Annotated in this window: 27 protein-coding genes and 1 pseudogene; 12 read left to right on the forward strand and 16 right to left on the reverse strand. The window is 66.0% G+C overall.

Annotated features, from left to right (window positions below):
• Positions 1–45: 45 nt before the first annotated feature.
• On the reverse strand, positions 46–963 hold the full coding sequence (locus OXM58_16335; GenBank protein MDE0149934.1) for a VOC family protein: 918 nt from the start codon (positions 961–963) through the stop codon (positions 46–48).
• A 77-nt stretch (positions 964–1040) separates the two neighbouring features.
• On the opposite strand from OXM58_16335, the gene OXM58_16340 reads away from it, so the two are divergent.
• Positions 1041–1952 (forward strand): DUF1932 domain-containing protein, encoded by a 912-nt coding sequence (locus OXM58_16340; protein ID MDE0149935.1) that lies wholly within the window; start codon positions 1041–1043, stop codon positions 1950–1952.
• Here OXM58_16340 and OXM58_16345 read toward each other — a convergent pair.
• Together OXM58_16345 and gor are read right to left on the reverse strand one after the other, a co-directional pair.
• Positions 1942–2703 (reverse strand): iron-containing redox enzyme family protein, encoded by a 762-nt coding sequence (locus OXM58_16345; GenBank protein ID MDE0149936.1) that lies wholly within the window; start codon positions 2701–2703, stop codon positions 1942–1944. The genes OXM58_16340 and OXM58_16345 overlap by 11 nt on opposite strands.
• A 101-nt stretch (positions 2704–2804) precedes the next feature.
• Positions 2805–4184, reverse strand: a complete 1380-nt coding sequence (gene gor, locus OXM58_16350) for a glutathione-disulfide reductase (protein MDE0149937.1) — start codon at positions 4182–4184, stop codon at positions 2805–2807.
• 176 nt (positions 4185–4360) lie between these two features.
• Between gor and OXM58_16355 the strand changes: the two genes are divergently transcribed.
• The 5 genes from OXM58_16355 (at position 4361) to aat (ending at position 7798) form a co-directional block, all read left to right on the forward strand.
• Complete coding sequence (locus tag OXM58_16355) at positions 4361–4558, forward strand: hypothetical protein (GenBank protein MDE0149938.1); 198 nt, start codon at positions 4361–4363, stop codon at positions 4556–4558.
• 154 nt (positions 4559–4712) lie between these two features.
• A complete protein-coding gene (gene aroQ, locus OXM58_16360; protein ID MDE0149939.1) occupies positions 4713–5174 on the forward strand; it encodes a type II 3-dehydroquinate dehydratase in 462 nt (153 codons plus the stop codon).
• A 58-nt stretch (positions 5175–5232) separates the two neighbouring features.
• Complete coding sequence (gene accB / locus OXM58_16365; GenBank protein ID MDE0149940.1) at positions 5233–5718, forward strand: acetyl-CoA carboxylase biotin carboxyl carrier protein; 486 nt, start codon at positions 5233–5235, stop codon at positions 5716–5718.
• A 52-nt stretch (positions 5719–5770) separates the two neighbouring features.
• Entirely contained in the window at positions 5771–7120 is a 1350-nt protein-coding gene (gene accC / locus OXM58_16370) for an acetyl-CoA carboxylase biotin carboxylase subunit (GenBank protein ID MDE0149941.1), read from the forward strand.
• Positions 7121–7144: 24 nt separating this feature from the next.
• Positions 7145–7798, forward strand: a complete 654-nt coding sequence (gene aat / locus OXM58_16375; GenBank protein MDE0149942.1) for a leucyl/phenylalanyl-tRNA--protein transferase — start codon at positions 7145–7147, stop codon at positions 7796–7798.
• Here aat and OXM58_16380 read toward each other — a convergent pair.
• The 7 genes from OXM58_16380 to OXM58_16410 form a co-directional block, all read right to left on the reverse strand.
• Complete coding sequence (locus OXM58_16380; GenBank protein MDE0149943.1) at positions 7768–8247, reverse strand: DUF2155 domain-containing protein; 480 nt, start codon at positions 8245–8247, stop codon at positions 7768–7770. The genes aat and OXM58_16380 overlap by 31 nt on opposite strands.
• A 21-nt stretch (positions 8248–8268) precedes the next feature.
• A complete protein-coding gene (locus OXM58_16385) occupies positions 8269–9066 on the reverse strand; it encodes a class I SAM-dependent methyltransferase (GenBank protein ID MDE0149944.1) in 798 nt (265 codons plus the stop codon).
• Positions 9063–9557, reverse strand: a complete 495-nt coding sequence (locus OXM58_16390; protein ID MDE0149945.1) for an outer membrane lipid asymmetry maintenance protein MlaD — start codon at positions 9555–9557, stop codon at positions 9063–9065. Before OXM58_16390 ends, OXM58_16385 begins: the two co-directional genes overlap by 4 nt.
• An 11-nt stretch (positions 9558–9568) precedes the next feature.
• Positions 9569–10036 (reverse strand): MlaD family protein, encoded by a 468-nt coding sequence (locus OXM58_16395; GenBank protein ID MDE0149946.1) that lies wholly within the window; start codon positions 10034–10036, stop codon positions 9569–9571.
• A gap of 146 nt (positions 10037–10182) precedes the next feature.
• Positions 10183–10545 carry an NADH:ubiquinone oxidoreductase subunit NDUFA12 gene (locus OXM58_16400; GenBank protein MDE0149947.1) on the reverse strand — a complete coding sequence of 121 codons (363 nt, stop codon included), beginning with the start codon at positions 10543–10545 and terminating at the stop codon, positions 10183–10185.
• 113 nt (positions 10546–10658) lie between these two features.
• Entirely contained in the window at positions 10659–10946 is a 288-nt protein-coding gene (locus tag OXM58_16405; protein MDE0149948.1) for a HigA family addiction module antitoxin, read from the reverse strand.
• 5 nt (positions 10947–10951) lie between these two features.
• Entirely contained in the window at positions 10952–11239 is a 288-nt protein-coding gene (locus tag OXM58_16410; GenBank protein MDE0149949.1) for a type II toxin-antitoxin system RelE/ParE family toxin, read from the reverse strand.
• Between the two features lie 137 nt (positions 11240–11376).
• Here OXM58_16410 and OXM58_16415 point away from each other — a divergent pair, with 137 nt between their 5' ends.
• The 4 genes from OXM58_16415 to OXM58_16430 all read left to right on the forward strand — a co-directional run bounded on the left by OXM58_16415 (position 11377) and on the right by OXM58_16430 (position 18573).
• On the forward strand, positions 11377–12351 hold the full coding sequence (locus OXM58_16415; protein MDE0149950.1) for a DMT family transporter: 975 nt from the start codon (positions 11377–11379) through the stop codon (positions 12349–12351).
• 391 nt (positions 12352–12742) lie between these two features.
• Positions 12743–16564 (forward strand): vitamin B12-dependent ribonucleotide reductase, encoded by a 3822-nt coding sequence (locus tag OXM58_16420; GenBank protein MDE0149951.1) that lies wholly within the window; start codon positions 12743–12745, stop codon positions 16562–16564.
• A gap of 228 nt (positions 16565–16792) precedes the next feature.
• Complete coding sequence (locus OXM58_16425) at positions 16793–18259, forward strand: DNA methyltransferase (GenBank protein ID MDE0149952.1); 1467 nt, start codon at positions 16793–16795, stop codon at positions 18257–18259.
• Entirely contained in the window at positions 18256–18573 is a 318-nt protein-coding gene (locus tag OXM58_16430; GenBank protein ID MDE0149953.1) for a hypothetical protein, read from the forward strand. Before OXM58_16425 ends, OXM58_16430 begins: the two co-directional genes overlap by 4 nt.
• A gap of 58 nt (positions 18574–18631) precedes the next feature.
• Here the strand turns inward: OXM58_16430 and OXM58_16435 are convergent.
• Positions 18632–18811, reverse strand: a pseudogene (locus tag OXM58_16435) (IS630 family transposase).
• 35 nt (positions 18812–18846) lie between these two features.
• Here OXM58_16435 and OXM58_16440 point away from each other — a divergent pair.
• Positions 18847–19659 carry a hypothetical protein gene (locus OXM58_16440; protein MDE0149954.1) on the forward strand — a complete coding sequence of 271 codons (813 nt, stop codon included), beginning with the start codon at positions 18847–18849 and terminating at the stop codon, positions 19657–19659.
• Between the two features lie 517 nt (positions 19660–20176).
• Positions 20177–21367 (forward strand): AAA family ATPase, encoded by a 1191-nt coding sequence (locus OXM58_16445; protein ID MDE0149955.1) that lies wholly within the window; start codon positions 20177–20179, stop codon positions 21365–21367.
• Positions 21368–21437: 70 nt separating this feature from the next.
• Here the strand turns inward: OXM58_16445 and OXM58_16450 are convergent, their stop codons facing one another.
• The 5 genes from OXM58_16450 to OXM58_16470 form a co-directional block, all read right to left on the reverse strand.
• Positions 21438–21734: a hypothetical protein gene (locus tag OXM58_16450; protein MDE0149956.1), complete on the reverse strand. Its 297-nt coding sequence runs from the start codon at positions 21732–21734 to the stop codon at positions 21438–21440.
• A gap of 301 nt (positions 21735–22035) precedes the next feature.
• Complete coding sequence (locus OXM58_16455; protein MDE0149957.1) at positions 22036–22545, reverse strand: hypothetical protein; 510 nt, start codon at positions 22543–22545, stop codon at positions 22036–22038.
• Positions 22542–22814: a hypothetical protein gene (locus tag OXM58_16460; GenBank protein ID MDE0149958.1), complete on the reverse strand. Its 273-nt coding sequence runs from the start codon at positions 22812–22814 to the stop codon at positions 22542–22544. The genes OXM58_16455 and OXM58_16460 overlap by 4 nt, the downstream gene beginning before the upstream one ends.
• 283 nt (positions 22815–23097) lie before the next feature.
• Positions 23098–23256 carry a hypothetical protein gene (locus OXM58_16465; GenBank protein ID MDE0149959.1) on the reverse strand — a complete coding sequence of 53 codons (159 nt, stop codon included), beginning with the start codon at positions 23254–23256 and terminating at the stop codon, positions 23098–23100.
• A 198-nt stretch (positions 23257–23454) separates the two neighbouring features.
• Positions 23455–23762: IS110 family transposase (locus OXM58_16470; protein MDE0149960.1), on the reverse strand; the 308-nt coding region annotated here is incomplete at its 5' end.

Below are 23762 nucleotides of genomic sequence, written 5' to 3' on the forward strand. Positions count from 1 at the left end.
GTACACTCCGGGCGCGCTGTCCGCCGGCGGGCCGGGCGGGCCGGTTCAGCGCGCCGGGCGGGTTTTCCGCAGCGGCAGGCCCTTCGGCAGCATCCATTCGGCAAAGACTTCCGGCCCCGGCGTCCAGAGCTGGGGCTCCCAGTCTTCGGTCAGATAGTCCTCGTCCCAGAAATATTCGGCGAGGCCGCCGCAGGGATTGTGCACATACCAGAAATAGCAGGACGAAATGCGGTGCCGGCCCGGCCCGACCGCGGTTTTCCAGCCGCACAGGGCGAGGTGCTGGCCGCCGGCGAACATCTCGTGGATGTCGCGCACGGCGAAGGCCAGATGGTTGATGCCCGGCCGGCCGGTCGGCGATTGCAGCAGGAACAGGTTGTGATGGCTGTGGCGCGGCGCGCAGCGCAGGAACACGCTGCCATTGTCGTAGGAGTCGGACAGGTGGAAGCCCAGAACCTCGCGATAGAAGGCGGAACAGGCGGCGGCGTCCGGCACGTTGAGCACGATATGGCCGATCTTCAGCGGCACGGCCCGGTCGTAGAAGCCGGCGCGGGAGTCGATCCGGTTGATATCCTGCGGCGCGTTGGCGGGCGACGGCGCGACCTCGGGCATCCGGGTTCCGGACACGACGAATTCGAGGGAGAAGCCGGCCGGGTCGACCGCGCGCACGCCCGGCCCGTCGGCGAGGCAGCCTGCTGAGGCCAGCCGTTCCCGCACCGCCTCGACGTCTTCGGCGGTCTCCAGGCCCCAGGTCATCAGCCGGACCGAAGGCCCCTCCTCCACCGGCGGCGGCAGCGACCGGTCGCTCCGCCGTTTGAGGACCACGCGCGCTCCGTTGGCCGCCGCGTATTCTGCCGACGACTTGCCGCCCGCCCGTTCCTCAAGCCCGAAATCGGCCCAGAAGCGCCGCGCTTTCGGCAGGTTGGTCACCCCGTAGGTGACCGCCTCGATCCCGACAAATCTCACGTTGTCTTTGCCTTTCGCCCGCCGGTGCACCGGCATTAGATTAGCGCCAACGGCACCTTCGAAGACAAGGATATAACATGCCTGCACGCATCGGCATCATCGGTTACGGCGAGGCCGGCCGCGCCTTCGGCGCAGGGCTCGCAAAGGCCGGCGCGACGGTGGCGGCCTACGACATCCTCGTGCCGACCCCCGACGGCGCGGCCATCCGCGCGAATGCGGCAGCCGACGGCGTGGCGGTCCGCGCCACGGCGAGAGAGGCGATCGACGGCGCGGCGATCGTCCTGTCGCTGGTTCCGGCCGACGAAGCGCGCTCTGTCGCGGCGGAAGCGGCGGGCCATCTGCGGGCCGGGCAGCTGTTCATGGACATGAACTCGGTCTCGCCGCGCGAGAAGGAGACCGGCGCGGCGATCGTCGAAGCCTCCGGCGCCCGCTATGTCGAGGCGACGATCATGGCGCCGGTCGTCGAGAACGGCGTTGCGAGCGAGGTGCTGCTGGCCGGGCCGGCGGCCCCCGGGGCGCTGCGCCTGCTCCGCCCTCTCGGCATGGTCCTTTCGGTCGTCGGCGACCGGTTCGGCGCGGCGGCGGCGGTCAAGCTGTGCCGCAGCGTCATCGTCAAGGGGATCGAGGCGATCGTCGTGGAGAGCATGCTGGCAGCCCGGCAATACGGCGCGGACGGCGCCGTGCTCGCCTCCCTGCAGAAGAGCGATCCGGAAATCGATTGGGCGGCCAGGGCCGATTATGTGTTCGAGCGGGTCCTGCGCCACGGCCGGCGGCGCGCCGCCGAGATGCGCTTCGCCGGCGAGGCGGTGTCCGACGCCGGCTATCCGCCGCTTCTCAGCGACGCCATCGCGACGCTGCAGGATGCGATGGCCGACTATGCCGCGGCCGACCGTGCCCTGTTCGCGCTCGCCGACTACAGGGAAGCCGCCGACCGGATCGGCGCGCTGCTGGCGGAAAACGAAGGAAAAACCCGCGCCGTCAGCCGCTGACGCCGTCGGGCACCATATCGGTCTCGCCGAGCACCTCCAGGCGCCAGATGTCGTTGGTCGAGGCCCAGCGCAGGCGCACGGCGGTCTCGCAGACCTCGATGGCCCGGGCGGCTTCCTCCGGCGTCCGGATGTATTTCGCGCACAGGTCGAGTTGGCGCGTGGAATGCTCCAGGTCGGCCTCGGCATGCTCGACGAAGAAGCCGATTTCCGGATCATCCCTGGTCAGGCCGTAATGCTTTTCGAACGACGGGATGGTGATCTCGTTGTTCAGCGCGACCTGCTGGCCCTCCTGGGTCGAGGCCATGGCGAGCGCCACGCCGAGCGGCTCCTCCCGGTTGACGTGGCAGTAATACAGGGTCCGCGCCCACCAGCCGGGAGTCGGCTGGGTATTCTCGATCTCCGCGTCCGACAGGCCGGCGTGGCGGCAGAAATCCGTAATCATCTCGAAATGGTCGTGGGGCACATGCCCCGGCTTGGGAATGGCCATCAGCCCCTCTTCCTCGGCCATGTTCTCGGCGATCATGCGCCGGATGTCCGACGGGCCGCGCCAATAGAGAAATCCGAAGGACGGCACGACATAGTTCACGAATTTCAGATGCTGGGCCATGTAGACGCCGAGCGCGCGCAACGGCAGCGAACCGTCGAGCATGGCCTGAAAGAACGGATGTTTCTTGGTGTGCCATTTCTCGCGGATGGCGACGACCTTGTCGGCAATGCCCTCCGGGCTGACGACGACGGATCCTTCCGGCATGGGGCGGGGCCTCCTCGTTGATTCGCTGCCGCAGTAAAGCCGCGTTCGGTGCGCCGTTCAACCGCGGCGTCGCGCCGCCCGTAGACGGGTCCAGTCCGGGGCTATTCGGCCGCCAACGGCACAGGATCGGGAACCGGCTCGCGCATCGTCACCAGTTCCTCGGCCGCGGTCGGATGGATGCCGATGGTGGCGTCGAAATCGCGCTTGGTCGCGCCCATGTTGATGGCCACGGCGAAACCCTGGGTCATCTCGCCGGCGCCCGGGCCGACGACATGCAGCCCGACGACCCGCTGGGTCTCGCGCACGACGACCAGCTTCATCAGGCCGCGCTCGTCGCGGCCGGAGAGCGTGTGCTTCATCGGCCGGAAGGTCGAGCGGTAGATGTCGAGCGCGCCGAATTTCGCCCGCGCCTCCGCCTCCGTATAGCCAACTGTGCCGATTTCCGGCTGACTGAAAACTGCCGATGGAACAAATTCGTAGCCGACGGTCTTGCCGGACGGGTTGAAAAGCGCGTCGGCCAGCGCATGGCCTTCCTGGATCGCGACCGGGGTCAGCTGGATCCGGTCGGTCACGTCGCCGATCGCGAAGATGTTGCCGACATTGGTCCGCCAGTCCGCATCGACGGTTACGGCCCCGTTCCGGCCGGTCGCGACGCCGGCCGCCTCCAGTCCCAGGCCGCCGGTGTTCGGCACCCGTCCGGTCGCATACATGACCAGGTCGGTCTCCACTGAGCCGCCGCCTTCCAGGCCGACCGAGAAACCGCCGCCCGGCTGGCGCGTCACATTCCGGACATCGGCGTCGAAGCGCAGGTCGACGCCTTTCTTGGCCATTTCATCGGCAAGAAGCTGCCGGACATCGTCGTCGAAGCCGCGCAGGAACGGTTTGCCGCGATAGATCTGGGTCACCTGCGCGCCCAGCCCGGTGAAGATGCCCGCGAACTCGACCGCGATGTAACCGCCGCCGACGATGACGATGCGTTCCGGCAACTCCGGCAGGAAGAAAGCGTCGTCCGACGTGATGACGTGCTCGCGGCCCGGAATGTCGGGCACAAAGGGCCGGCCGCCGACCGCGATCAGGATCTTGTCGGCCGTCACGCGCCGGCCGCCGACATCGAGCGTATGATTGTCGATGAAGACGGCGCGGGCGTCGAAGATTTCAGCCCCCGGACCCTCGATCAGCCGCTCGTAGATGCCGTTGAGCCGGGCAATTTCGCGGTTCTTGTTGGCGATCAGCGCCGGCCAGGCGTGGCTGCGCGGCCCGACCGTCCAGCCGAAGCCCGCCGCGTCCTCGAAATCCTCGGCGAAATGGGCGGCGTAGGTGAACAGCTTCTTGGGCACGCAGCCGACGTTGACGCAGGTGCCGCCGAGATGGCGCTCCTCCGCGACGCCGACCCGCGCGCCGTGGGCCGCCGCGATCCGGGACGCCCGCGTGCCGCCCGACCCCGCGCCGATGACGAAGAAATCGAAATCGTATCCGCTCATGTCCGCCCGCCCGTCCGTGCCGGCAACAGATGGGCCGGCTCCGCCGCCGGATCAACCGGATGCGGCAGACGCGACGGCCTGAATGGCGGACGCTGCCAATGACTCCTCATGCAACGACTTGACGGATGATTTGGTCGCCAACATTTCGAACAAACCAGAAAGGAAGGATCGATCGAATGTCAGGGCGACACAACTTTTCCGATTTGACAAAGGAGTTCGCACCGGAGCGCCGCGAGCGCATCGAAGCGCGCGTGGCAGAGCTTCGGGCGAACATCGCCCTGCACAAGATCCCGGAAGGAAGCGAAACGCCCCGGAAAGCGATTAACGACATCGTTGACGTGAGCCGACCCGCCTCAACGTCGAAAAAGACCTGAGGTCTTCGTCGACACTTCGATCTGTCGCTCCGGCTGGCCGGACTCGTTGGATATTTTGAAACTTGAGCGCTATCTTTGAGTACACGCGCAGGCTGCATGGCAACAAGGCGCCAACCTGCAAGACAAACCCGGCAGAACAGCCACGACTGCTCCGATGCACACTGTCCTTTTACTGAACGGCCCGAACCTTAATCTTCTGGGCAGCCGGGAGCCGGAAATCTACGGTGCGGCGACCCTGCCGGAAATCGAGGAAAAGTGCCGGAACTGGGGCGCCGAGCTGGGGCTGGAGGTCGATTGCCGCCAGAGCAACCACGAGGGCGAACTGGTCGAACTGATCCACGCCGCCGCCGGCCGCTGCAGCGGCATCGTCATCAACGCCGGCGCGTTCACCCACACCTCGGTCGCCCTGCTCGACGCGGTCCGCGCGGTCGGCCTGCCGACCGTGGAAGTGCATCTGTCGAACGTCCACGCCCGTGAATCCTTCCGCCGCCGCTCCTATATCGCCCAGGCGGCGCTCGGCGCGATTTCCGGCTTCGGGGCGGACAGTTACCGGCTTGCGCTTCAGGCGCTGGCGCTGCACTTATCGGCGACCGGTTCTTCGCCGGGGAAAGGGTGAGCCGGTCCGCGGCGCCCCGCCGCCCGGCCGCCCCGCCCGTCCGCACGGAGCACCCTCCATGGCCAAGACGATCGACAATGACAGCGTGGACAGCGTGCGCCGCCTCGCCGACTTGTTGGACGAGACCGGGCTGACGGAGATCGAATACGACGACGGCGACATCCGGATCCGGGTCGCCCGCCAGCAGGCCGGGGCGGTCGCCTTCGCGGCGCCGCCGGCGCCGGGCGCCGGGCCGGCCGGGACCGGCGCCTCCCCGCCGCCGCCAGTAGCGGCGGTCCCGGAAGCACCGGCGGCAATTGCGGCAGACCATCCCGGCGCTGTCACCTCGCCCATGGTCGGCACCGTCTATCTCTCGCCCGAACCGGGCGCGGCGACCTTCATCGGCGTCGGCGACACGGTGAGCGTCGGCCAGACCCTGATGCTCGTCGAGGCCATGAAGACCTTCAACGAGATCAAGGCGCCGCACGCCGGAACCGTCACGCAGATCGTCGTCGAAAACGGCGTCCCGGTCGAGTTCGGCGACGTTCTGGCGATCGTCGAATAGCCCGGGAGGCCGCACTGACCCGCCTCCCGCACCGATCAGAAACCGCGAGCCCGTGTTCGACAAAGTCCTGATCGCCAACCGCGGCGAGATCGCCCTGCGCATCCATCGCGCCTGCCGCGAAATGGGCATCCATACGGTCGCGGTGCATTCGACCGCCGACGAGAACGCCATGCATGTCCGCCTCGCCGACGAAAGCGTGTGCATCGGCCCGGCGCCGTCGGCGGACTCCTATCTCAACATTCCGAACATCGTCAGTGCCGCGATGATCACCGGCGCCGAGGCGATCCACCCGGGCTACGGTTTTCTTTCGGAAAACGCCTATTTCGCCGAGATCGTCGAAGCCCACGGCATCGCCTTCATCGGGCCGTCGCCGCAGCATATCCAGACCATGGGCGACAAGGTCGCCGCCAAGAAGACCATGGTCGAGGCCGGCGTGCCGGTCGTTCCGGGCAGCGACGGCGCCGTCGGTTCCCCCGAAGACGCCCGGCAGACCGCCGGGAGCATCGGCTATCCCGTGCTCGTCAAGGCGGCCGGCGGCGGCGGCGGCAAGGGCATGAAGGTCGCCGAAACCGCGGAGACGCTGGCCGAGCAGATCAACCTCGCCCGGCGCGAAGCCAAGGCCAATTTCGGCGACGAGAACGTCTACCTGGAAAAATACCTCGCCAACCCGCGCCATATCGAATTGCAGATCGTCGCCGACGAGCAGGGCGGCGTCGTCCATCTCGGCGAGCGCGACTGTTCGCTCCAGCGCAAGCACCAGAAGGTGCTGGAGGAGGCGCCCTCCCCCGCCCTCAACGCTGCGGAACGCGAGCGGCTCGGCGAGATCGGCTGCACGGCCATCCGCCGGCTCGGCTACCGCAACGCCGGGACGCTCGAATTCCTCTACGAGAACGGCGAGTTCTATTTCATCGAGATGAACACGCGCCTCCAGGTCGAGCATCCGGTCTCGGAAGCGATCAGCGGCATCGACATCGTGCGCGAGCAGATCCGCATCGCCGCCGGCGCGCCGCTTTCCTTCCGGCAGGAGGATATCGATTTCCAGGGCCACGCCATCGAATGCCGGATCAATGCCGAGGACCCGGCGACCTTCGCGCCCTGGCCGGGCCGCATCGTCGAATACCATCCGCCGGGCGGCCTCGGCGTCCGGGTCGATTCGGGCCTCTATGCCGGCTATTCCGTGCCGCCCTATTACGACAGCATGATCGCCAAGCTGATCGTCCACGGCGCGACGCGCAACGAATGCCTGATGCGGCTGCGGCGCGCCCTGGAGGAGTTCGTCATCACCGGCGTGCGCACGACCATCCCGCTGCATCAGGAGCTGACGGCCCAGAGCGACTTCATCAACGGCCGCTACGATATCCGCTGGCTCGAGGACTATGTCGCGGGACAGGCCGCGGGCTGATATCCTCTCGACAGGTTACCGGCGATGGAATACCGCCTGACGCCCGAACTGCTGCTCCGCGCCTATACCAGCGGCCTGTTTCCCATGGGCGAAGCGCGCGGCGCTTCCGACATCGTCTGGGTCGATCCCGAGTGGCGCGGCATCATCCCGCTGGACGGCTTCCGCATCCCGCGGCGGCTGCGGCGCACGGTGCGCAATGCCGGGCTGGCGGTGCGCGCCGATACGGCGTTCGAACGGGTGATGCAGGCCTGCGCCGCGCCGCGCCGCGACCGGCGCGAAACCTGGATCAACGACGACATCCTGCGCGCCTATGCCGAGCTGCACCGCGCCGGCTACGCCCATTCCGTCGAATGCTGGCGGGGCAATGCGCTGGTCGGCGGCCTGTATGGCGTCACGATCGCCGGCGCGTTCTTCGGCGAGAGCATGTTCACGCGGGAGACCGACGCCAGCAAGGTCGCGCTGGTCCATCTCGTCGCCCGGCTGGCCCATGCCGGCTACCGGCTGCTCGACACCCAGTTCCTGACCGACCATCTGGCGCGTTTCGGCGCGATTGAGGTGACGCGCCAGGAATACCGGCGCCGGCTGGACGACGCGCTGTCGGGCGAAGCCGAATTTCCCCGCACGCTGCCGGAGAGCGTCTTCGCGCGCTATTTGCAGTCTTTCACCCAGACGTCGTAGATCGGGTGATCCATCGCGGAGAGGGCCGGCTTGGATTTGAACATCCAGCCGCTGAACGCCATCGTGCGTTTCCCGGTATCCGGGTCGACATCGTAGATTTGCAGGAAGGCCGCGCGTTCCGGCGGCTCGTCCGGCGGCGTCCGCTGGCAGCGCCGGATCGCGATGTCGAGGGTCCGGAAGCGCACGGTCTCGCCGACCCGGCCGCCGAAGGAGAGGATGCGGGCGGTTTCCTTGTCCAGGCCCTGGAGGACGACCTCCTGCAGATCCGGCTCGAACGGCTCTTCGGGCGCTTCCTCTTGCGTCGTCTCCGGATCGACGGGCCGGGTCTGCTGCGCGCCGGCGGGGCCGGCGGCAAGGGCGATCGACAGCGAAACCGCCACAAGCAGACGCGCAACGCCGGCTCCGACGAGAGCCGGAATGTTCATGTCGACGATGGGACGGGCACCCACGGTGTCGTTGCCTGTCCGCGGCTATCGCCGCTTGTCGGCGGCGAAACGCAAGCGGACATAGTCTGCGGTCCAGACGCCGTCGGCGTCGCGCAGCGCCGGCTCGACCTCGCGGGCCACCTCGGCCTTGACCGCCTCGGCCTCGGCCGGCTCCAGCGCCGCCAGCCAGCTCTCCGCGAAGGTGTCGAGCCAGCCGCCCAGATCGCCGGGCAGCCGGGTCAGCCGGTCGATCAGCCGGATATCCCGCACCGCGAAGCCGACGCTTTCGAGCCGCACCCGGTATTCGTCGGGTTCCGGGAAATACCAGGGATTGTAGCGGTCCGGGTCCAGGCCGCGCCGGCGGAAGGCGGCCTCGACCGCCCGGCGGATGCGTCCGACATTGTCGCCGCCGCCCATTTCGGCGACGAAGCGGCCGCCGGGCTTCAGCGCCTGCCAGACGCCGCGGATCACGGCATCGGGATCTTCGTCCATCCAGTGCAGCGCTGCGTTCGAAAAAACCGCGTCGAAGGCTTCCGCCGGCAGGTCGAGCCTCTGCCCGTCCATGACCCGGGCGTCGAGGCCCAGCGTCCGGGCGGCCTCGATCTGCGGCGCGCTGGCGTCGACGCCGGTCACGTCGACGCCCATGTCCCGGAGCTTGAGGGTGAGCGCGCCGTCGCCGCAGCCGAGATCGAGGATCTTCTCGCCGCTTTGCGGCGCCAGCAACTCGACAACCGGCATCCCGAGATCGGCGACGAACCGCGCCTGCCGGGCGTAGCGGTCCGGGTCCCAGCCCTGTTCGCCGGGCCGCGACCCGGATTCCATGGCGCGCTGCGCCTCGGTCATTGCGCGTCTTCTTTCCCGTTCGTGCCGCCGCCGTCCGCCCCGCGCGGCGGCTCGGCGAGCAGGAATATCGCGCGCGCCAGCAATTCTTCCAGCGCCAGCGCGTCGCGCGTTTTCGCAAGCGTATCGCCGGGCGCCAGGCGCCGCTTCGACACGCCGGGGACGAGCCGCAGATACTTGCCGCCGAGCAACCCGTCGCTGGTCACCGACGCCTCGGTATCCGCCGGCAACGCGAGACCGGCGCGCACCGTGAAGCTGATTTCGGCGCGATAGCTTTCCGGATCGATCCGCTGGCCGGTCACCGAGCCGACCTTGACGCCGCCGATCCGCACGTCGCTGCCCGGCGCGAGCCCGCCGACGGAAGCGAAACCGGCCTTCAGCGTGTAGCCCTCGACCGGGCGCAGATCGGCCGTGTTCCAGGCGAAGACCAGGAACAGGACGGCCACCGCCAGGACCACCGCGCCCATCACCGTTTCGATCAGCCTCTGTCCCACGGCGGCGCCTCCTACCTGTCCGGGCCGGTCCGGCGCGCCGCGGCGGCGGCCGCGACGATCCGCTCGAGCAGGCTCTCGACGATGACCGCGTCCTGCACCAGCTCGAACGCGCTGCCCTTCGCCATCATGTCGTCGCCGGAGCCCGGTTCGATCTTGACCGATTTGCCGCCGAGCACGCCGTCGCTGACGATCATGGCGGCGCTCTCTTCCGGCACGTCCACGGCCTCGTCGATGCGCAGGGCGACGCGCGCCTTGAAGCGCTGCGGATCCAGGCTCATGCGCTCGACCGTCCCGACCCGGACGCCGGCGAGAAACACCGGCGCGCCGACGGCCAGCCCGTCGGCCTGGTCGTAGGTCGCGTGGAGCAGGTAGCCACGGCGGGCGCCGTCGCCGGCGGCCAGCCCGAAAACCATGCCGAGCAGGACCAGCGCGATGGCGAACGCGCCGGTGAGCGCAAGGACGGTGCGGTTTTCCCTCATGGGCGCATACCCATTGTCGACCCGGGCGTTCTCTATGTAAGGGCTCTATGTAAGGGGATTTATGCCGGGGGAATTGCGGCGATTGCGCGGCGCCGGACGCTCCGGCCGCTACGCGCGCGCAGCCCGGCCCGTCTCCCGGCTTTTCTCTAGGAGGGCCGCCACGGTTCGTAGTCGCCGGTCGCCGCGTCGCGCGGGCCTTCTTCGTATTCGCTGCCCGGCGGATGCCAGGCCTCGGGCGTGCCGGTCAGGTTGGGCCGGTGTTCGGCCTGCCAGGGCCTGCGCTCGACGGGCGCCTCGTCCGGCGTCTCGTCGACCATATAGTGCAGCCAGCCGTGCCATTCCGGCGGCACGCGCGACGCCTCGCGCTCGCCGTTGTAGATGACCCAGCGCTTGCGGCGGCGGCCCTGCGGCTCGTGGCGTTCGACATAATAGCGGTTGCCCTGATCGTCCGCGCCGACCTGCAGGCCGTTCAGGGCGGTATAGATGCGGGTGCCGATATGCGTGCCCAAGGCGTGATGCGCTCCCGTCGCGGCAAAGCCGGTGATGCTTGCGCCGCAGTATATGGCAAGCCTCCGGCCCGCCGTCCAGCGGTGCGGGGCGGCAGATCAGGGCGGCGGACGCTCTAAGCGGCGTCCGCCGGGCGCACATGCCCGGCGATCTCAGCGCCGCGGTCCCGTTCGACCCGGGCGATGTCGTATTGACTCTGGAGCCCGGACCAGAACGACGCGCCGTTGCCGAAATAGAGGCCGAGGCGAACCGCGGTGTCGGCAGTGATCGAACGGCGGCCGTTCAGAATGTCGGTGACGCGGCCCGGCGATACGCCGAGGGCGCGCGCAAACCGGTTTGCGCTCAGGCCTCTGGCATCGAGTTCGCGCCTCAACAGCCGGCCGGGATGGGAAACCGGGAGCATCGCGTTCATCCCCTGTGGTAGTCGACGATCTCGACTTCGTAGGCGTCGCCCGCCCGGAACTCGAAACAAATCCGCCACGGCCCGTTCACCGTCATGGCCCATTGGTTTGCGCGCGCACCCTTGAGCTTGTGCAGCCCGACGCTCTTGAGCGGGCTCAGATCGCGGAGAGCGCCGGCCGCGTTAAGCGCCAGCAACAGATCGACCGCGGCATCGACGTCCAGGCCTCGAAACCGGTTTGGAGTCTCGCCTTCCCAGACCTTTCGACTGGCGGCGTTGCGCCATGAGCGGATCACGGCGCAAGGATAGGATAACTGCTGCTCCGGTACAACATCGCGCGGGTCGGCTGGGCGGTGCAGCCCGCGGGACCGACAGCGCGCGGAAAGCAAAAATCCTTGCCCGCGCCCCGTGCCCTTGGGATAGGTGGCGACCCATGACGCCGCCCGACAATCCGCCCTCCACCGACTTGCCGTCCGATGCGGCGCCCGGTTCGGGTCCGCCCGCCGACCCGCCGCCGCGCACCCTTGCCGCCCGCCTGCTGGGCGACCGGGCAGCGCTCGGCTATCTGCTGATCCTGATCGCGACGATCCTCTTCGGCGCCAACAACAATCTGGCCAAGGAAAGCTACCGGCACGGAGTCTCGGTCGATACGGTGCTGGTCGGCCGTTCCTGGTTTCTCGTGCCGCTCCTTTGTCTATGGTTCGCGGCCCGGCGGAGCTGGCCCGCGATTCCCCGCGGCATGGCGGGCTGGGTCGTGCTCGGCGCGATCCTGTTTTCGCTGAACGGCTGGGCGCTGCTGTCGGCCTTCGACCGGATGTCGGTCAGCCTGTCGATCCTCGTCTTCTACCTGTTTCCGTTCCTGGTCGGGCTGCTGGCGGCCGCGCTGCGGATCGAGCCGCTGCACCCGGCCATGCTGGTCGGCCTCGTCGTCGCCTTCATCGGCCTGTTCCTCGCCCTGGATGTCGAAGGCGAACTGCAACCGATGGGCGTCGCGCTGTCCGTGGCGTCGGCGCTGGCGATCTCCGGCAACATCCTGGTCAGCGGCAAGCTGATGCGCCACGGCATGTCGCCCGTTGCCGTGGCCTTCTGGATGGTGCTCGGCTCGTCCATCGCGTATGGCGGCAGCCTCGTCGCCTCCGGCGGCTTCCATTGGCCGAACAGCACGACCGGCTGGGCGGCCTTTTCCGGCACGATCGTTTTCATCTGCGTGGCCTTCTTGATGTTTTACGGCGCGCTCAACTTCCTGCGCGAATCGCGCACCGCCCTGGTGATGAATCTGGAGCCGGTCTTCACCATCGTCATGGCCGTCTTCCTGTTCGGCGAAGCCTTCGGCGCGACCCAGTGGCTTGGTGCGGGGCTGGTCGTCCTTGCAATCTTCGGCGTCGCGCTGGCCGGGCGGAAGGCGTAGGCGGGTAATCCTCCGACCCGTCAGGATTCGGCGGCCGTCCTGTCCCGACGGCATTTCCGCATCGCTGTAATTGTCGCCCCGGACGGAGCGCAGCGACGATCCGGGGCCCAGGGCCGTGACGAGAGGCCTTTCGGGTCGTCCCTGGACCCCGGCTCGCCCTCTGGTTGGCCGGGGTGACATCGGGGTTTTCCACAAAAGACCTCTGTGTGGTCGGAAACCGCAATATCTTGATATTATCGCAACATAACGCAGCTATCCCCAATTCATACACAACATTTAGTTGACAGACCGGCATCCTTCGCAATATCTTGCGCCAAGTGGACCGCGATCCACAAGATACGGGATAGAGGAGTCTGCGCCGCTCGGGCGTCTGGCGGACAGGGAGATGCCGATGAAAATCCGGCGCCAGTTCACGGTCGAAGGCCGGGATGCCTATGACGGCATCGCCTTCCGGAAGGCGACGAGCGAGATCCGCAATCCGGACGGCTCCGTCGTGTTCAGCAACGACCGGGTCGAGGCGCCGGAAGACTGGTCCCAGGTCGCCATCGACATCCTGGCCCAGAAATATTTCCGCAAGGCCGGGGTGGCGGACGACGCCGATCTCGAACCCGTCCCGGAAGAGAATGTCCCCGACTGGCTGGCCCGGCGCGCGCCGAAGAAGGGCGCCCGAATGGACCCGGGGACCGGCGGCGAGACCAGCGCCAAGCAGGTGTTCGACCGGCTCGCCGGCACCTGGACCTACTGGGGCTGGAAGGGCGGCTATTTCGCCGGCGAGGCCGACGCCCGCGCCTATTTCGACGAGATGCGCTTCATGCTGGCGCGCCAGATGGCGGCGCCGAACTCGCCGCAATGGTTCAACACGGGCCTGCACTGGGCCTACGGCATCGACGGCCCCGGCCAGGGCCACCACTATGTCGACCACGAGACCGGAGTGCTGACCGAGGCCTCTTCGGCCTATGAGCACCCCCAGCCCCATGCCTGCTTCATCCAGTCCATCGCCGACGACCTGGTGAACGACGGCGGCATCATGGACCTGTGGGTGCGCGAGGCGCGCCTGTTCAAATACGGCTCGGGCACCGGCACCAACTTCTCCACCCTGCGCGGCGAGTGCGAACCGCTGTCGGGCGGCGGCAAGTCCAGCGGCCTGATGAGCTTCCTCAAGATCGGCGACCGGGCGGCCGGCGCGATCAAGTCCGGCGGCACCACGCGGCGCGCCGCCAAGATGGTCATCGTCGACGTCGACCATCCGGACATCGAGGATTTCGTCAACTGGAAGGTCAGGGAAGAGCAGAAGGTCGCCGCGCTGGTCGCCGGCTCGAAGCTCGCGCGCAAGCATCTCAACGAGATCATGCGCGCCTGCCGCGCGTTCGACGGCGCCGAGCCCTTCAACCCGCGCGCCAACCCCAGCCTGCGCAAGGCGATCCGCAGGGCGCGCAAGGCGATGCTGCCGCAGAACTACATCCAGCGGGTCATCCAGTTCGCCGAACAGGGCTTCGAGGAGATCGAATTCGCGACCTACGACACCGACTGGGATTCGGAGGCCTACCTCACCGTTTCGGGCCAGAATTCCAACAACTCGGTGCGCGTCACCAACGAGTTCCTCGACGCCGCGATGGCGAACGGCGAGTGGACGCTCTACAAGCGCACGACCGGGGACGAGCACCGCAGGGTCAATGCCGGCGAATTGTGGCGGCAGATCGCCGAGGCCGCCTGGCAGTCGGCCGATCCGGGCGTCCAGTTCGATTCGACGATCAACGAGTGGCACACCTGCCCGGCCGGCGGGCGCATCAACGCGTCCAACCCGTGCTCGGAATACATGTTCCTGGACGATACGGCGTGCAACCTGGCGTCGCTCAACCTGCTCGCCTTCCGCAAGGCCGACGGCGCCTTCGATGTCGCCGGCTTCGAGCACGCCGTGCGGCTGTGGACGCTGACGCTGGAAATCTCCGTCCTGATGGCGCAGTTCCCGTCGCGCCGGATCGCCGAGCTGTCCTACCGCTACCGCACGCTCGGCCTCGGCTTCGCCAATGTCGGCGGCTACCTGATGGCATCGGGCCTGCCCTACGACAGCGACGAAGGCCGCGCCTTCTGCGGCGCGGTGAGCGCGCTGATGACCGGCGCGGCCTACGAGACCTCGGCCGACATGGCCGCCGAGCTCGGCCCCTTCCCCGGCCATGCCGACAACGCCGCCGCCATGCTGCGGGTGATGCGCAACCACCGCCGCGCCGCCTGGGGCGAGACCGGGGGCTACGAGGACCTCGCCGTCCTGCCCGTCCCGCTCGACCGGGCGGCCTGCCCGGACCGGGCGCTGCTCGACGCCGCCCGCGCGGCGTGGGACCGGGCGTACGAGAAGGGCGCGACCGCCGGCTACCGCAACGCCCAGGCGACGGTGATCGCGCCGACCGGGACGATCGGCCTGGTCATGGACTGCGACACCACCGGGATCGAGCCGGACTTCGCGCTGGTCAAGTTCAAGAAGCTCGCCGGCGGCGGCTATTTCAAGATCATTAACCGGCTGGCGCCGCTGGCCCTGCGCACACTCGGTTACGCCACGCCGCAGATCGAGGAGATGATCCGCTACGCCGTCGGCAACGGCTCGCTGGAGGAGTCGCCGGCGATCGACCATGCGGCGCTGCGCCGGGCCGGCTTCACCGAGGCCATGATCGAGCGGGTCGAGGACGCCCTCGCCCAGGCTTTCGACATCAAGTTCGTCTTCAACAAGTGGACCCTGGGCGAGGATTTCTGCGTCAACCGGCTCGGCCTCGACCCGGACGCGCTCGACGATCCGGAATTCGACATGCTCGCCGCCCTCGGCTTCTCGCGCCGCGAGATCGAGGCCGCCAACGCCTGGGTGTGCGGGGCGATGACCCTGGAAGGCGCGCCGCATCTGAAGGACGAGCATCTGCCGGTGTTCGACTGCGCCTCGCCGTGCGGGCGGTCCGGCAGGCGCTTCCTGAGCTGGGAGAGCCACATCCGCATGATGGCGGCGGCCCAGCCCTTCGTCTCCGGCGCGATCTCCAAGACGATCAACATGCCGAACGCGGCGACGGTCGAGGACTGCCGCAAGGCCTATGAGCTGTCGTGGAAGCTGGGCGTCAAGGCCAACGCGCTCTACCGCGACGGCTCCAAGCTCAGCCAGCCGCTCTCGGCCACCGTGTTCGACGATCTCGGCGACGAGGACGCGGCCGAGGAGGCCAAGGAGGCCGCAATCCGGGCCCCGGCGGCGGAACAGGCCGCGCAGGTCGCCATGCAGGCCACCCGCATCGTCGCCGAGAAGGCCGAGCGCGCCAGCCGGGAGCGCCTGCCGCACCGGCGCCGCGGCTATACCCAGAAGGCGATCGTCGGCGGCCACAAGGTCTATCTGCGCACCGGCGAATACGACGACGGCACGCTCGGCGAAATCTTCATCGACATGCACAAGGAAGGCAGCTCCTTCCGCAGCATCATGGACAGCTTCGCCATCGCCGTCTCGATGGGCCTGCAATACGGCGTGCCGCTCGAGGAGTTCGTCGACTCCTTCACCTTCACCCGCTTCGAGCCCCAGGGCCTGGTCGAGGGCAACGACGCCATCAAGATGGCGACCTCGGTGATCGACTACATCTTCCGCGAGCTGGCGGTCTCCTACCTGGACCGGGAAGACCTCGCCCACGCCACCGGCACCGACATGCTGCCCGACATCATCGGCAGCGGCGTCGCGGAGAGCGCGCTGGCCGACGACGCGGCCGCCCACGCCGCCGCCGTGCTCGACGGGGTCCAGAAGGTCGCGAGCAACGGCTTCGTGCGCAACAAGTTCGCCGTCCTGGAGGGCGGCCTGTCGCTGGCCGCGAATGGCGGCGGCAATGGATCGGGCAACGGGTCCGGCCATGGCGCCGGGAACGGGGCCGGTAACGGGGCCGGCAACGGCGCTGGTAATGGCGCTGGCAATGTTTCGGGACAACAGTCTTCGGCCGGCAAGCCGGCAGGCGTTTCCGCCGCATCCTCCGGCGGCGGCAACGGCGGCTTGCAGACCGCGGAGCTCGAGGGCGGGTCAGCGGCTCTCGAGGTATCTCCCGCGGTCGCCGAGGCGGTCGACCTCAAGCTCGACCAGATCCGCGAGGCGCGGATGAAGGGCTATGAGGGCGACTCCTGCGGCGAATGCGGGAACTTCACCCTGGTGCGCAACGGCACGTGTCTCAAGTGCGACACCTGCGGGGCGACCAGCGGGTGCAGCTGACCGGGCATTTTTGCCCGTCCGTTACTCCTCCCTGAAACTGCGGGGCGCGCCCGAAGGGGCCGCCCCTTTTTCTCGGTGGGAGCGGTTTCTCTTTCCATGTAACGAAGCAGATCGCTACTTGCCTCCAATGACAGGAACATGTAATGAACAAATAGCGTATGCAGTGGGACGCCTGCTTTCAGGGCAACCCGTCACCGTGACCGCGGCAACCAACCCTGAACCGAACCGATGACTAAACCGAACTTCGCGACCGGGACGGTCTGGACCGGCGACAACCTGCCGGTCTTGCGGGGCATGAACGACGCCTGCGTCGACCTGATCTATCTCGATCCGCCGTTCAACTCAAATCGACTCTATGAAGCGCCGATAGGGTCAACAGCTGCTGGCGCGGCATTTAAGGATGCGTGGACATTGAGCGATGTTGATGTCCACGAACACGGCGAACTAGCGGATCGCAATCCGGCGGCGTATTCGGTGATTGAAGCCGCGCGCCAAGCGCACGGCAAGGGGATGCAGGCATATTTGGTCATGATGGCCGTGCGCCTCTTGGAGATGCACCGCGTCCTGAAGCCGACTGGCAGCATCTACCTTCACTGCGATTCTACCGCTTCGCATTACCTCAAATTGCTCATGGACGGTGTGTTCGGGCGTTCCATGTTTCTAGCCTGTATTACATGGCGGCGCACCTACGCACATAACGACAAGATGTTCGGTTCCCTTTCGGAACAAATTCTCTGGTACGGAAACGGAGGGGAGCAGACGAAGAATATGGTTGACGTGGTGGTCCCGTTTACTGCCGCGGAACTGAAGAAGAAATATCCGCACAAAGATGGGCGCGGGCAGCATATGCGTGACAATCTCATGGCCTCAGGGACTCGGAATGGTGAAAGCGGACAGGCGTGGAAGGGTTGTGATCCGACAAGCTACGGACGACATTGGAGCGTCCCTAGAACTGGCCAATACGCGAAATATCTGAATGATGTTTTGTTGCCCGGTTATCTCGACATCAAGGGGCCGCGTGACCGATTGATCGCACTCGACGATGCAGGGTTCATTCATTGGACAGATACCGGTGTCCCGCTGCTGAAACGGTATGCCATGCCAGGACAGGGAACGATTCCCGGTGATATTTGGACAGATGTTCCTCCGCTATCCCGGAAGACGAAAGAACGCACAGGTTATCCGACACAGAAGCCATTGGCGTTGCTTGATCGAATAATTCGTGCGTCTAGCAATCCCGATGACATGGTGCTTGACCCTTTTTGTGGTTGCGCTACTGCGCTTGTCGCGGCGGATCGGTTAGGGCGCCGATGGGCTGGAATCGACCTGTCACCGCTTGCCGTGAAGTTGGTCAACGACCGGATTGCGGCGGACAGGGCGGACAAGAAAGGCGGCCACCATATCGGCGGCAGCCTATGGGGCGGTGCTACGGCGCTCACCACGCCGCCAAAGCGCACCGATCTCGGCGACCTGCCGAACTACCGGACGCATCGGCACCGGCTCTATGGCGAGCAAGAGGGTGTCTGCGTCGGCTGCGATACGCATTTCCCGTTCCGCGTCATGGACGTGGATCATATTCTGCCGCGGTCGCGCGGCGGGACCGATCATCCCGACAATCTTCAACTGCTGTGCTCCGGCTGCAACCGCAGCAAGGGCGGCAGAACGATGGCCGAATGGAGGGCTACTCAAGGATGAGAAATTTCGACCTGATGGTCAGGTTGCTCGAAGAGATGGCCGCTAAGCCTGATGGGCGGATTATACTCGTGAACTCCTTCGGAATGTCCGAGGAAAGGCTAGAGCGCCGTCATCATGCGGAAAATCTTTGTGATGCTGGTCGGGTTGAATGGGAATCCGAACATGTGTTTCGGATCACCAACGAGGGGTACGACTTTCTCGCTGCCCTAAAGAAGAACCCACGCCTCCGAGATAAGGCGAAGAAACTGATTGCCCAAGGAGAATCGTGGCTAGCAATGTTCGAGAAAATCACGTCGCTTGTTGACAAGATTTAGGTCACGTTCTCGGAGGGGAATTATATAGCTGACTAAGCAAGTTTAGAGCGGAATCCGATCATGTTGCGCGATACCCTGTGGCATTGAAGTAGTTTTTGCATTCTTGCGGTGAGAAGGTGAAGGAGATTTGGCGAATAGTGTTCCAGAGACCGTCGACGGTTTTCTCAGCGGCTTTTCGCAGTTTGGCCTTGAGCTTTGCGAAGGCGAGTTCGATGGGATTGAAGTCAGGGCTGTAGGGGGCAGAACGAGGAGTTGGGCGTAGGAATCGAGAGCATGTACCATCCAATACCTAGACAATGGCTCGAAACGACCAATCGGGTTGACGTTCAGTTCTACAACGGAGTCGAGACAAAGTCTGTCTCCGGCTCCGGCTTCTGGGTAGCCGTATCCGGAGACTCGGACCTCTCGGTGTTCATCACCAACAGGCATCTCGTCGACATGGTGTACAAGGATAAGAAGTATCGTGGAGCGGGCTATCGATTATCGCGCTTGACCGTCTCTTCACACAGCACGGTTCCACGCAATCGAGGCGTTGTCGTCGACTTGGAGGATAACATCGACATCAGGGTGCATACGAGCTACGGCGTGGACATCGCCATTTTGATTCCATATACATCTGACGGGAGGGTGCCCCCTTTTACTATACCGGCCAATCCTCTCTTTGCAGATCAATCATTTTTTGAGAGCCTTCCCTGGGGGGCGCAGGTCTCCTTTGCCTCGTTCCAAGCTTGGCAGGACAACATCACGCAGAAGCCCATCTTGAGAACTGGGATCGTATCCAGCGATCCCCGAGACAACTATTCCAGCGATTTGGTTGACGACAGGAAGAGCGCCCTGCTGCTTGAGGCTTTCTCATTTTCCGGCAGCTCCGGTTCGCCAATCTTTGCAAATGCCTTTGGCCTCCCGATGGATGACAGGCTGCTCACGGGAGGCCCCGGTTTTCGCGAGGCTCGAGTCATTGGAATCGTGTGCGGCCACATCCAGCACCCCGACGGCAACGTGGGCTTGTCCTACTGTCACAAGTCGACTGTGTTGCTCGAAATGCTCAGCCAACCCGACTCTCTAGAGCGGCTCCGCATCGGCTGATCGCGACTTTGGGTGGATGAAAGAAAATCAATCCGGTTGTAGGTACCAAGCCGGTTTGCGTAGTTAGGTATATTATTCTCGTCCGACCCTGAAGATGCCGCGCAGCAGCGGCCGGTCACCACCCGATCCTCCACACCGTCATTCCGGCCGGAGCCCCGGACCTGATCCGCGGCGGAGTGAAGGACTCTCGTCGCCGCACGATGGCGCCTGTTCCCCGGGCCGAGCCGAGATTCCTCCGCTTGCTTGCGCTCGGTCGGGATGACGGGACGGGGCAGCGGCTTCGCCGCCCCGCGCCGGCGCTGCTTCCACACCCCCTCCTTCACGCTGCACCCTCGCATCGGGAAAGGAACCCGGCGCCCTTTCCTGCGCCCATATTGCCGGCAGCCTGCGCTATCCGGACGCCGATTCGACCTTCCGCGAGATCGCCGGTCGGCCCGGCGAACATGCGCGGTGCTGCCCGGTTGGCATTTCCCGTCGGTGCGATTAAGATTTATCGATTAATCGACGGGCACGATTGATGCTGGAAAAGCTGACGATCAGGGCTTTCAAGTCCCTGGAGGACGTCACGGTCGAGCTGGGGCTGGTCAACGTCTTCATCGGCGCCAACGGCAGCGGCAAGAGCAACCTGCTGGAGGCGCTGGGCACCCTCGGCGCGGCGGCGGACGGCAAGGCTGACGAGCGGACCCTGCTCGCCCGGGGCGTCCGGCCCGGACTGCCCGCCCTGTACCGGTCCGCCTTCTCCGCGCGCAAGGGCATGCGGATTCCGCGGCACCTGTCATTCGGCGCAACCGGCGGCACGGAACGCTACGAAGTGTCCCTGCACAATCCGCTCAAACGGCCCGAGCCGGCCTGGCGGTTCAGGGCCGAAACCTGGGAGATCGGCGGCGCACGTCCGGTCGCCCGATCCTCCACCAGGCCCGGCAAGGCCGATCCCTACCGTGGGCTGGCGGCGCTCAGGGCGGTCGAAATCTTTCCGGATAACCCGTCCAGCCTGCTCGGCCTGCTCCAAGATTACGTCATCTTCTCGCCGGCGACCGCGGTGTTGCGCGGCGTCACGCCGGAATCCCGGCCGGCCTGGCCGGTCGGCCTGTCCGGCGGCAACCTGCCGCGCGCCCTCCTCGAACTGCTCCGGCAGCGGTCGGACGACGCGCGCGCCCGAGAGATCTGCCGCGATGCGCTCGGCCTTGTCGACTGGGGCAAGGACTTCGGCGCCGCGCCGGCCGACCGGCTACCGCTGACGTCCAGCGCTGCGGCATCCCGGACGGTCATCCGGTTTCGCGACCGGTTCATGCGGGAAGGCGGCAACATGCTGTCCGGTTACGAAGCGTCGGAAGGCGCCCTGTTCGTCCTGTTTCTCGCCGTGCTGGCCGCGCATCGCGCCAGTCCGCGCCTGTGTGCGGTCGACGATGCCGACCACGGGCTCAATCCGCGGCTGGCCCGGACCCTGATGGAAAAGCTCTGCCAGTGGTATCTCGAACCGGGTTCGGCGCGCCAGATCCTGCTGACGACGCACAATCCCCTGATCCTCGACGGCCTGCGGATCGTGGACGATCGCGTGCGGCTGTTCGTCGTGTCGCGGACCGGCGCCGGACGGACGGCGATCCGCCGGATCGCGTTCGACGACCGCCTGCCGAAACTGGCCGAGGAAGGCTGGACGCTGTCGCGCATGTGGACGACGGGCTATCTTGGCGACACCGGCGGCGTCTGAAGTGGCGTCGGGCGGATTTCGCCGCCGCAGGCCTTGTCCGGCGTCCGTCCGGGTCCGGTCCCCCACATCGTCATTCCGACCGCAGCCCCGGATCAAGTTTGAAGAATTTTGGACGAATGTCATGTAATGCACTGCGTTCATTGAATAAATTTCTTTGGATCGGACGACGTGCAGTCGGGAATACCGGATCAGTCATCAAATCGAATGCAGATTTTTTCAAAATCAGGACGGCCCGTGGCGGCGAAAGGCAACGGAATGCGGAAAGCGTTTGAGTAAACGTAAGCGTTCCGTTTGCCGTGGAGCCGAGCTGCCTGCCATCCGTTCTGCGCGTCGAGGCGACCGATTTTGCGAACTTCCGCACGATCATTCCCTCCGAGCCATCGCGCCCGCACGGCCAAACGGAACGGATATGACCCCGGGCCGGGTAGGCGGGGGCATTGCTGCGCCCCGCCTACCCGGCCCCTACCTTGAGACCTCCTTGCGCGAAAGGCCGTGCGCACGCTGACGTTTGGATCTATACGGTGTGGAATGCAGGCCGTCCAGCTTGCGGGGAATGTCCACGATCACGGGATGCCGAACCTGAGGCCCGCAAGGGCGTCTCGGTCCACGCCCATGCGATCGGCGGCGGCGTATCCGGCGACCGACGCGCCATCCTTCCGTCCCAGCGCTTATCCCTGTATGTGCCTGTAGACGAGAAGCCCGGTCAGGAAAGCGTCAGCCTGTAGGCTGCCGCGCACCTGGCGCCAGTCCCGAAACGCCTGTTCCGCCTGATCGGCGAGATCGAGCGCTTCCCGCCGGGTAAAGCGGAGAGCACGGTTGTAGTCCGCGTCGTGACGGGCTTCCTGAAGCTGGACGAAGGCGGTGGCGACATCGATCAGCGGCTGTTGAACCTCCTGGCGGTCGAGGCCGGATGCGAGCCTCGGAGGTATCGACTTCCTGGCGAAGGCAACGGCGGTTTGCTTCATCGCGGAGTGGCGAAAAGCACGGGCCAGACTGTCTCGCAGAGGGCCGCGGACATTGCCCGCCAGCATGAGCTTGGTCGCTTCGTCGACCAGAAGGTGAAAGAGGGCGTAGTAGGACGCCGATACTGATCGCCGGAGGCTGGCCTGGATCGGTTTCTTGGGTTCCTTGCGGGCGAGGAAATGAGCCTGCTTCAGCAACTCCGCTTGCAGGCTCATGCCAAATGCTCGACCTCAGACGCGCCGCGAAAGCGGACGTAGACGAGCATGGAGGAATCGGTCTTTTCCTCGACAAGGTCGCGAATGATCGAGCGCAGCCGCGACCGCTTGGCGAATTCGACGTGATCGTCCTTCAGCATCGCCCACACCCAGACGGCGGGGTCGTCGGTGGAGTCGGGGCCGGTTTCGACATGCCAGCTGCTGACAGGGGTCGGCAGTTCGGGAAGTTCGCGAAGCGCGGCTTCCAAGGTGCTGGCGGCGACGTCCATGTCAGTCATCCATCGGTTATGTCGACATCATATATGGTGCCTTGAGGGCGAGTATGGTAGTGGTGGCGACTGTCTGCAATCGGAATGGCGGCTGGGAATCAGGTATCGAGCGGAGGTCAGTTCGCTGCTGTCAGGCGGCCTCTTGCTGCTCCGCATTTGCGCTGCCACGGCTGCACGACCTTTAGGTCCTCGTCCTGAAGGTGAATAGTTCATCTTTTGAGACACTGTTAATTTGGGCGTGAATCTCGTATGGCGATGATGCCGCTGGCCTGAGTGTCGGGGCTCATGCAGCGAGGCTGGCGTCGCTGCCGGTGGGGATGTTGTCGTTTGCGGGGGTATCGGCCTTGCCCATGAGGGTGGCCCAGGCGCGGTCGAAGCGCTCGGATTTGATGAGGGCGCGGACGGTGAGAACGGCTTGCCCGCCGGGGATGCGCCATCGCATGCCGGAGCGCTTCATTCTCTGTGTGACGAGTATTTGCCGTGAAACAGTTTCGACTGCGAGACGCACGGGGTCGATCCACCGCCACGGTTGTGGGGTTGGCATCGGTCGCCGGTTTTGGCGCGGTCGTGACGAGCGGTGGACTTCCCCGATTTGGCCCGAAGCTGGCCCCGCGCAGCCGTGTGGCGTTATGCGTGCCGATCAGGCAGCCTTGGGTTCTGCCGCGTTCACGGGGGCGACATAGCCGTAGCGTCGGAGCATTCGGATCCACCGCGGGGCGTTGCGCTTGACCATGAGCGCTTCGTAGTCGGCGGTGCGATCGTAGTAGGGCGTGGCGGTTTTGAGCACGACATAGACGATGCGCAGCATCTTGTGGGCGCCGGCGACGATGGCGCGCTTGTATCCGCGCCGTGCGGCCAGCGCGCGGTGATGGGCCTCGAACTGGCAGCCTTTGGTTCGGGCCGCGCCGTGTGCGCACTCGACGAGGGTAGCCCGCAAGGTTTTGGCGC

It is taken from the genome of Rhodospirillaceae bacterium (assembly GCA_028819475.1).
In the GTDB taxonomy this organism is placed as follows: Bacteria; Pseudomonadota; Alphaproteobacteria; order Bin65; family Bin65; genus Bin65.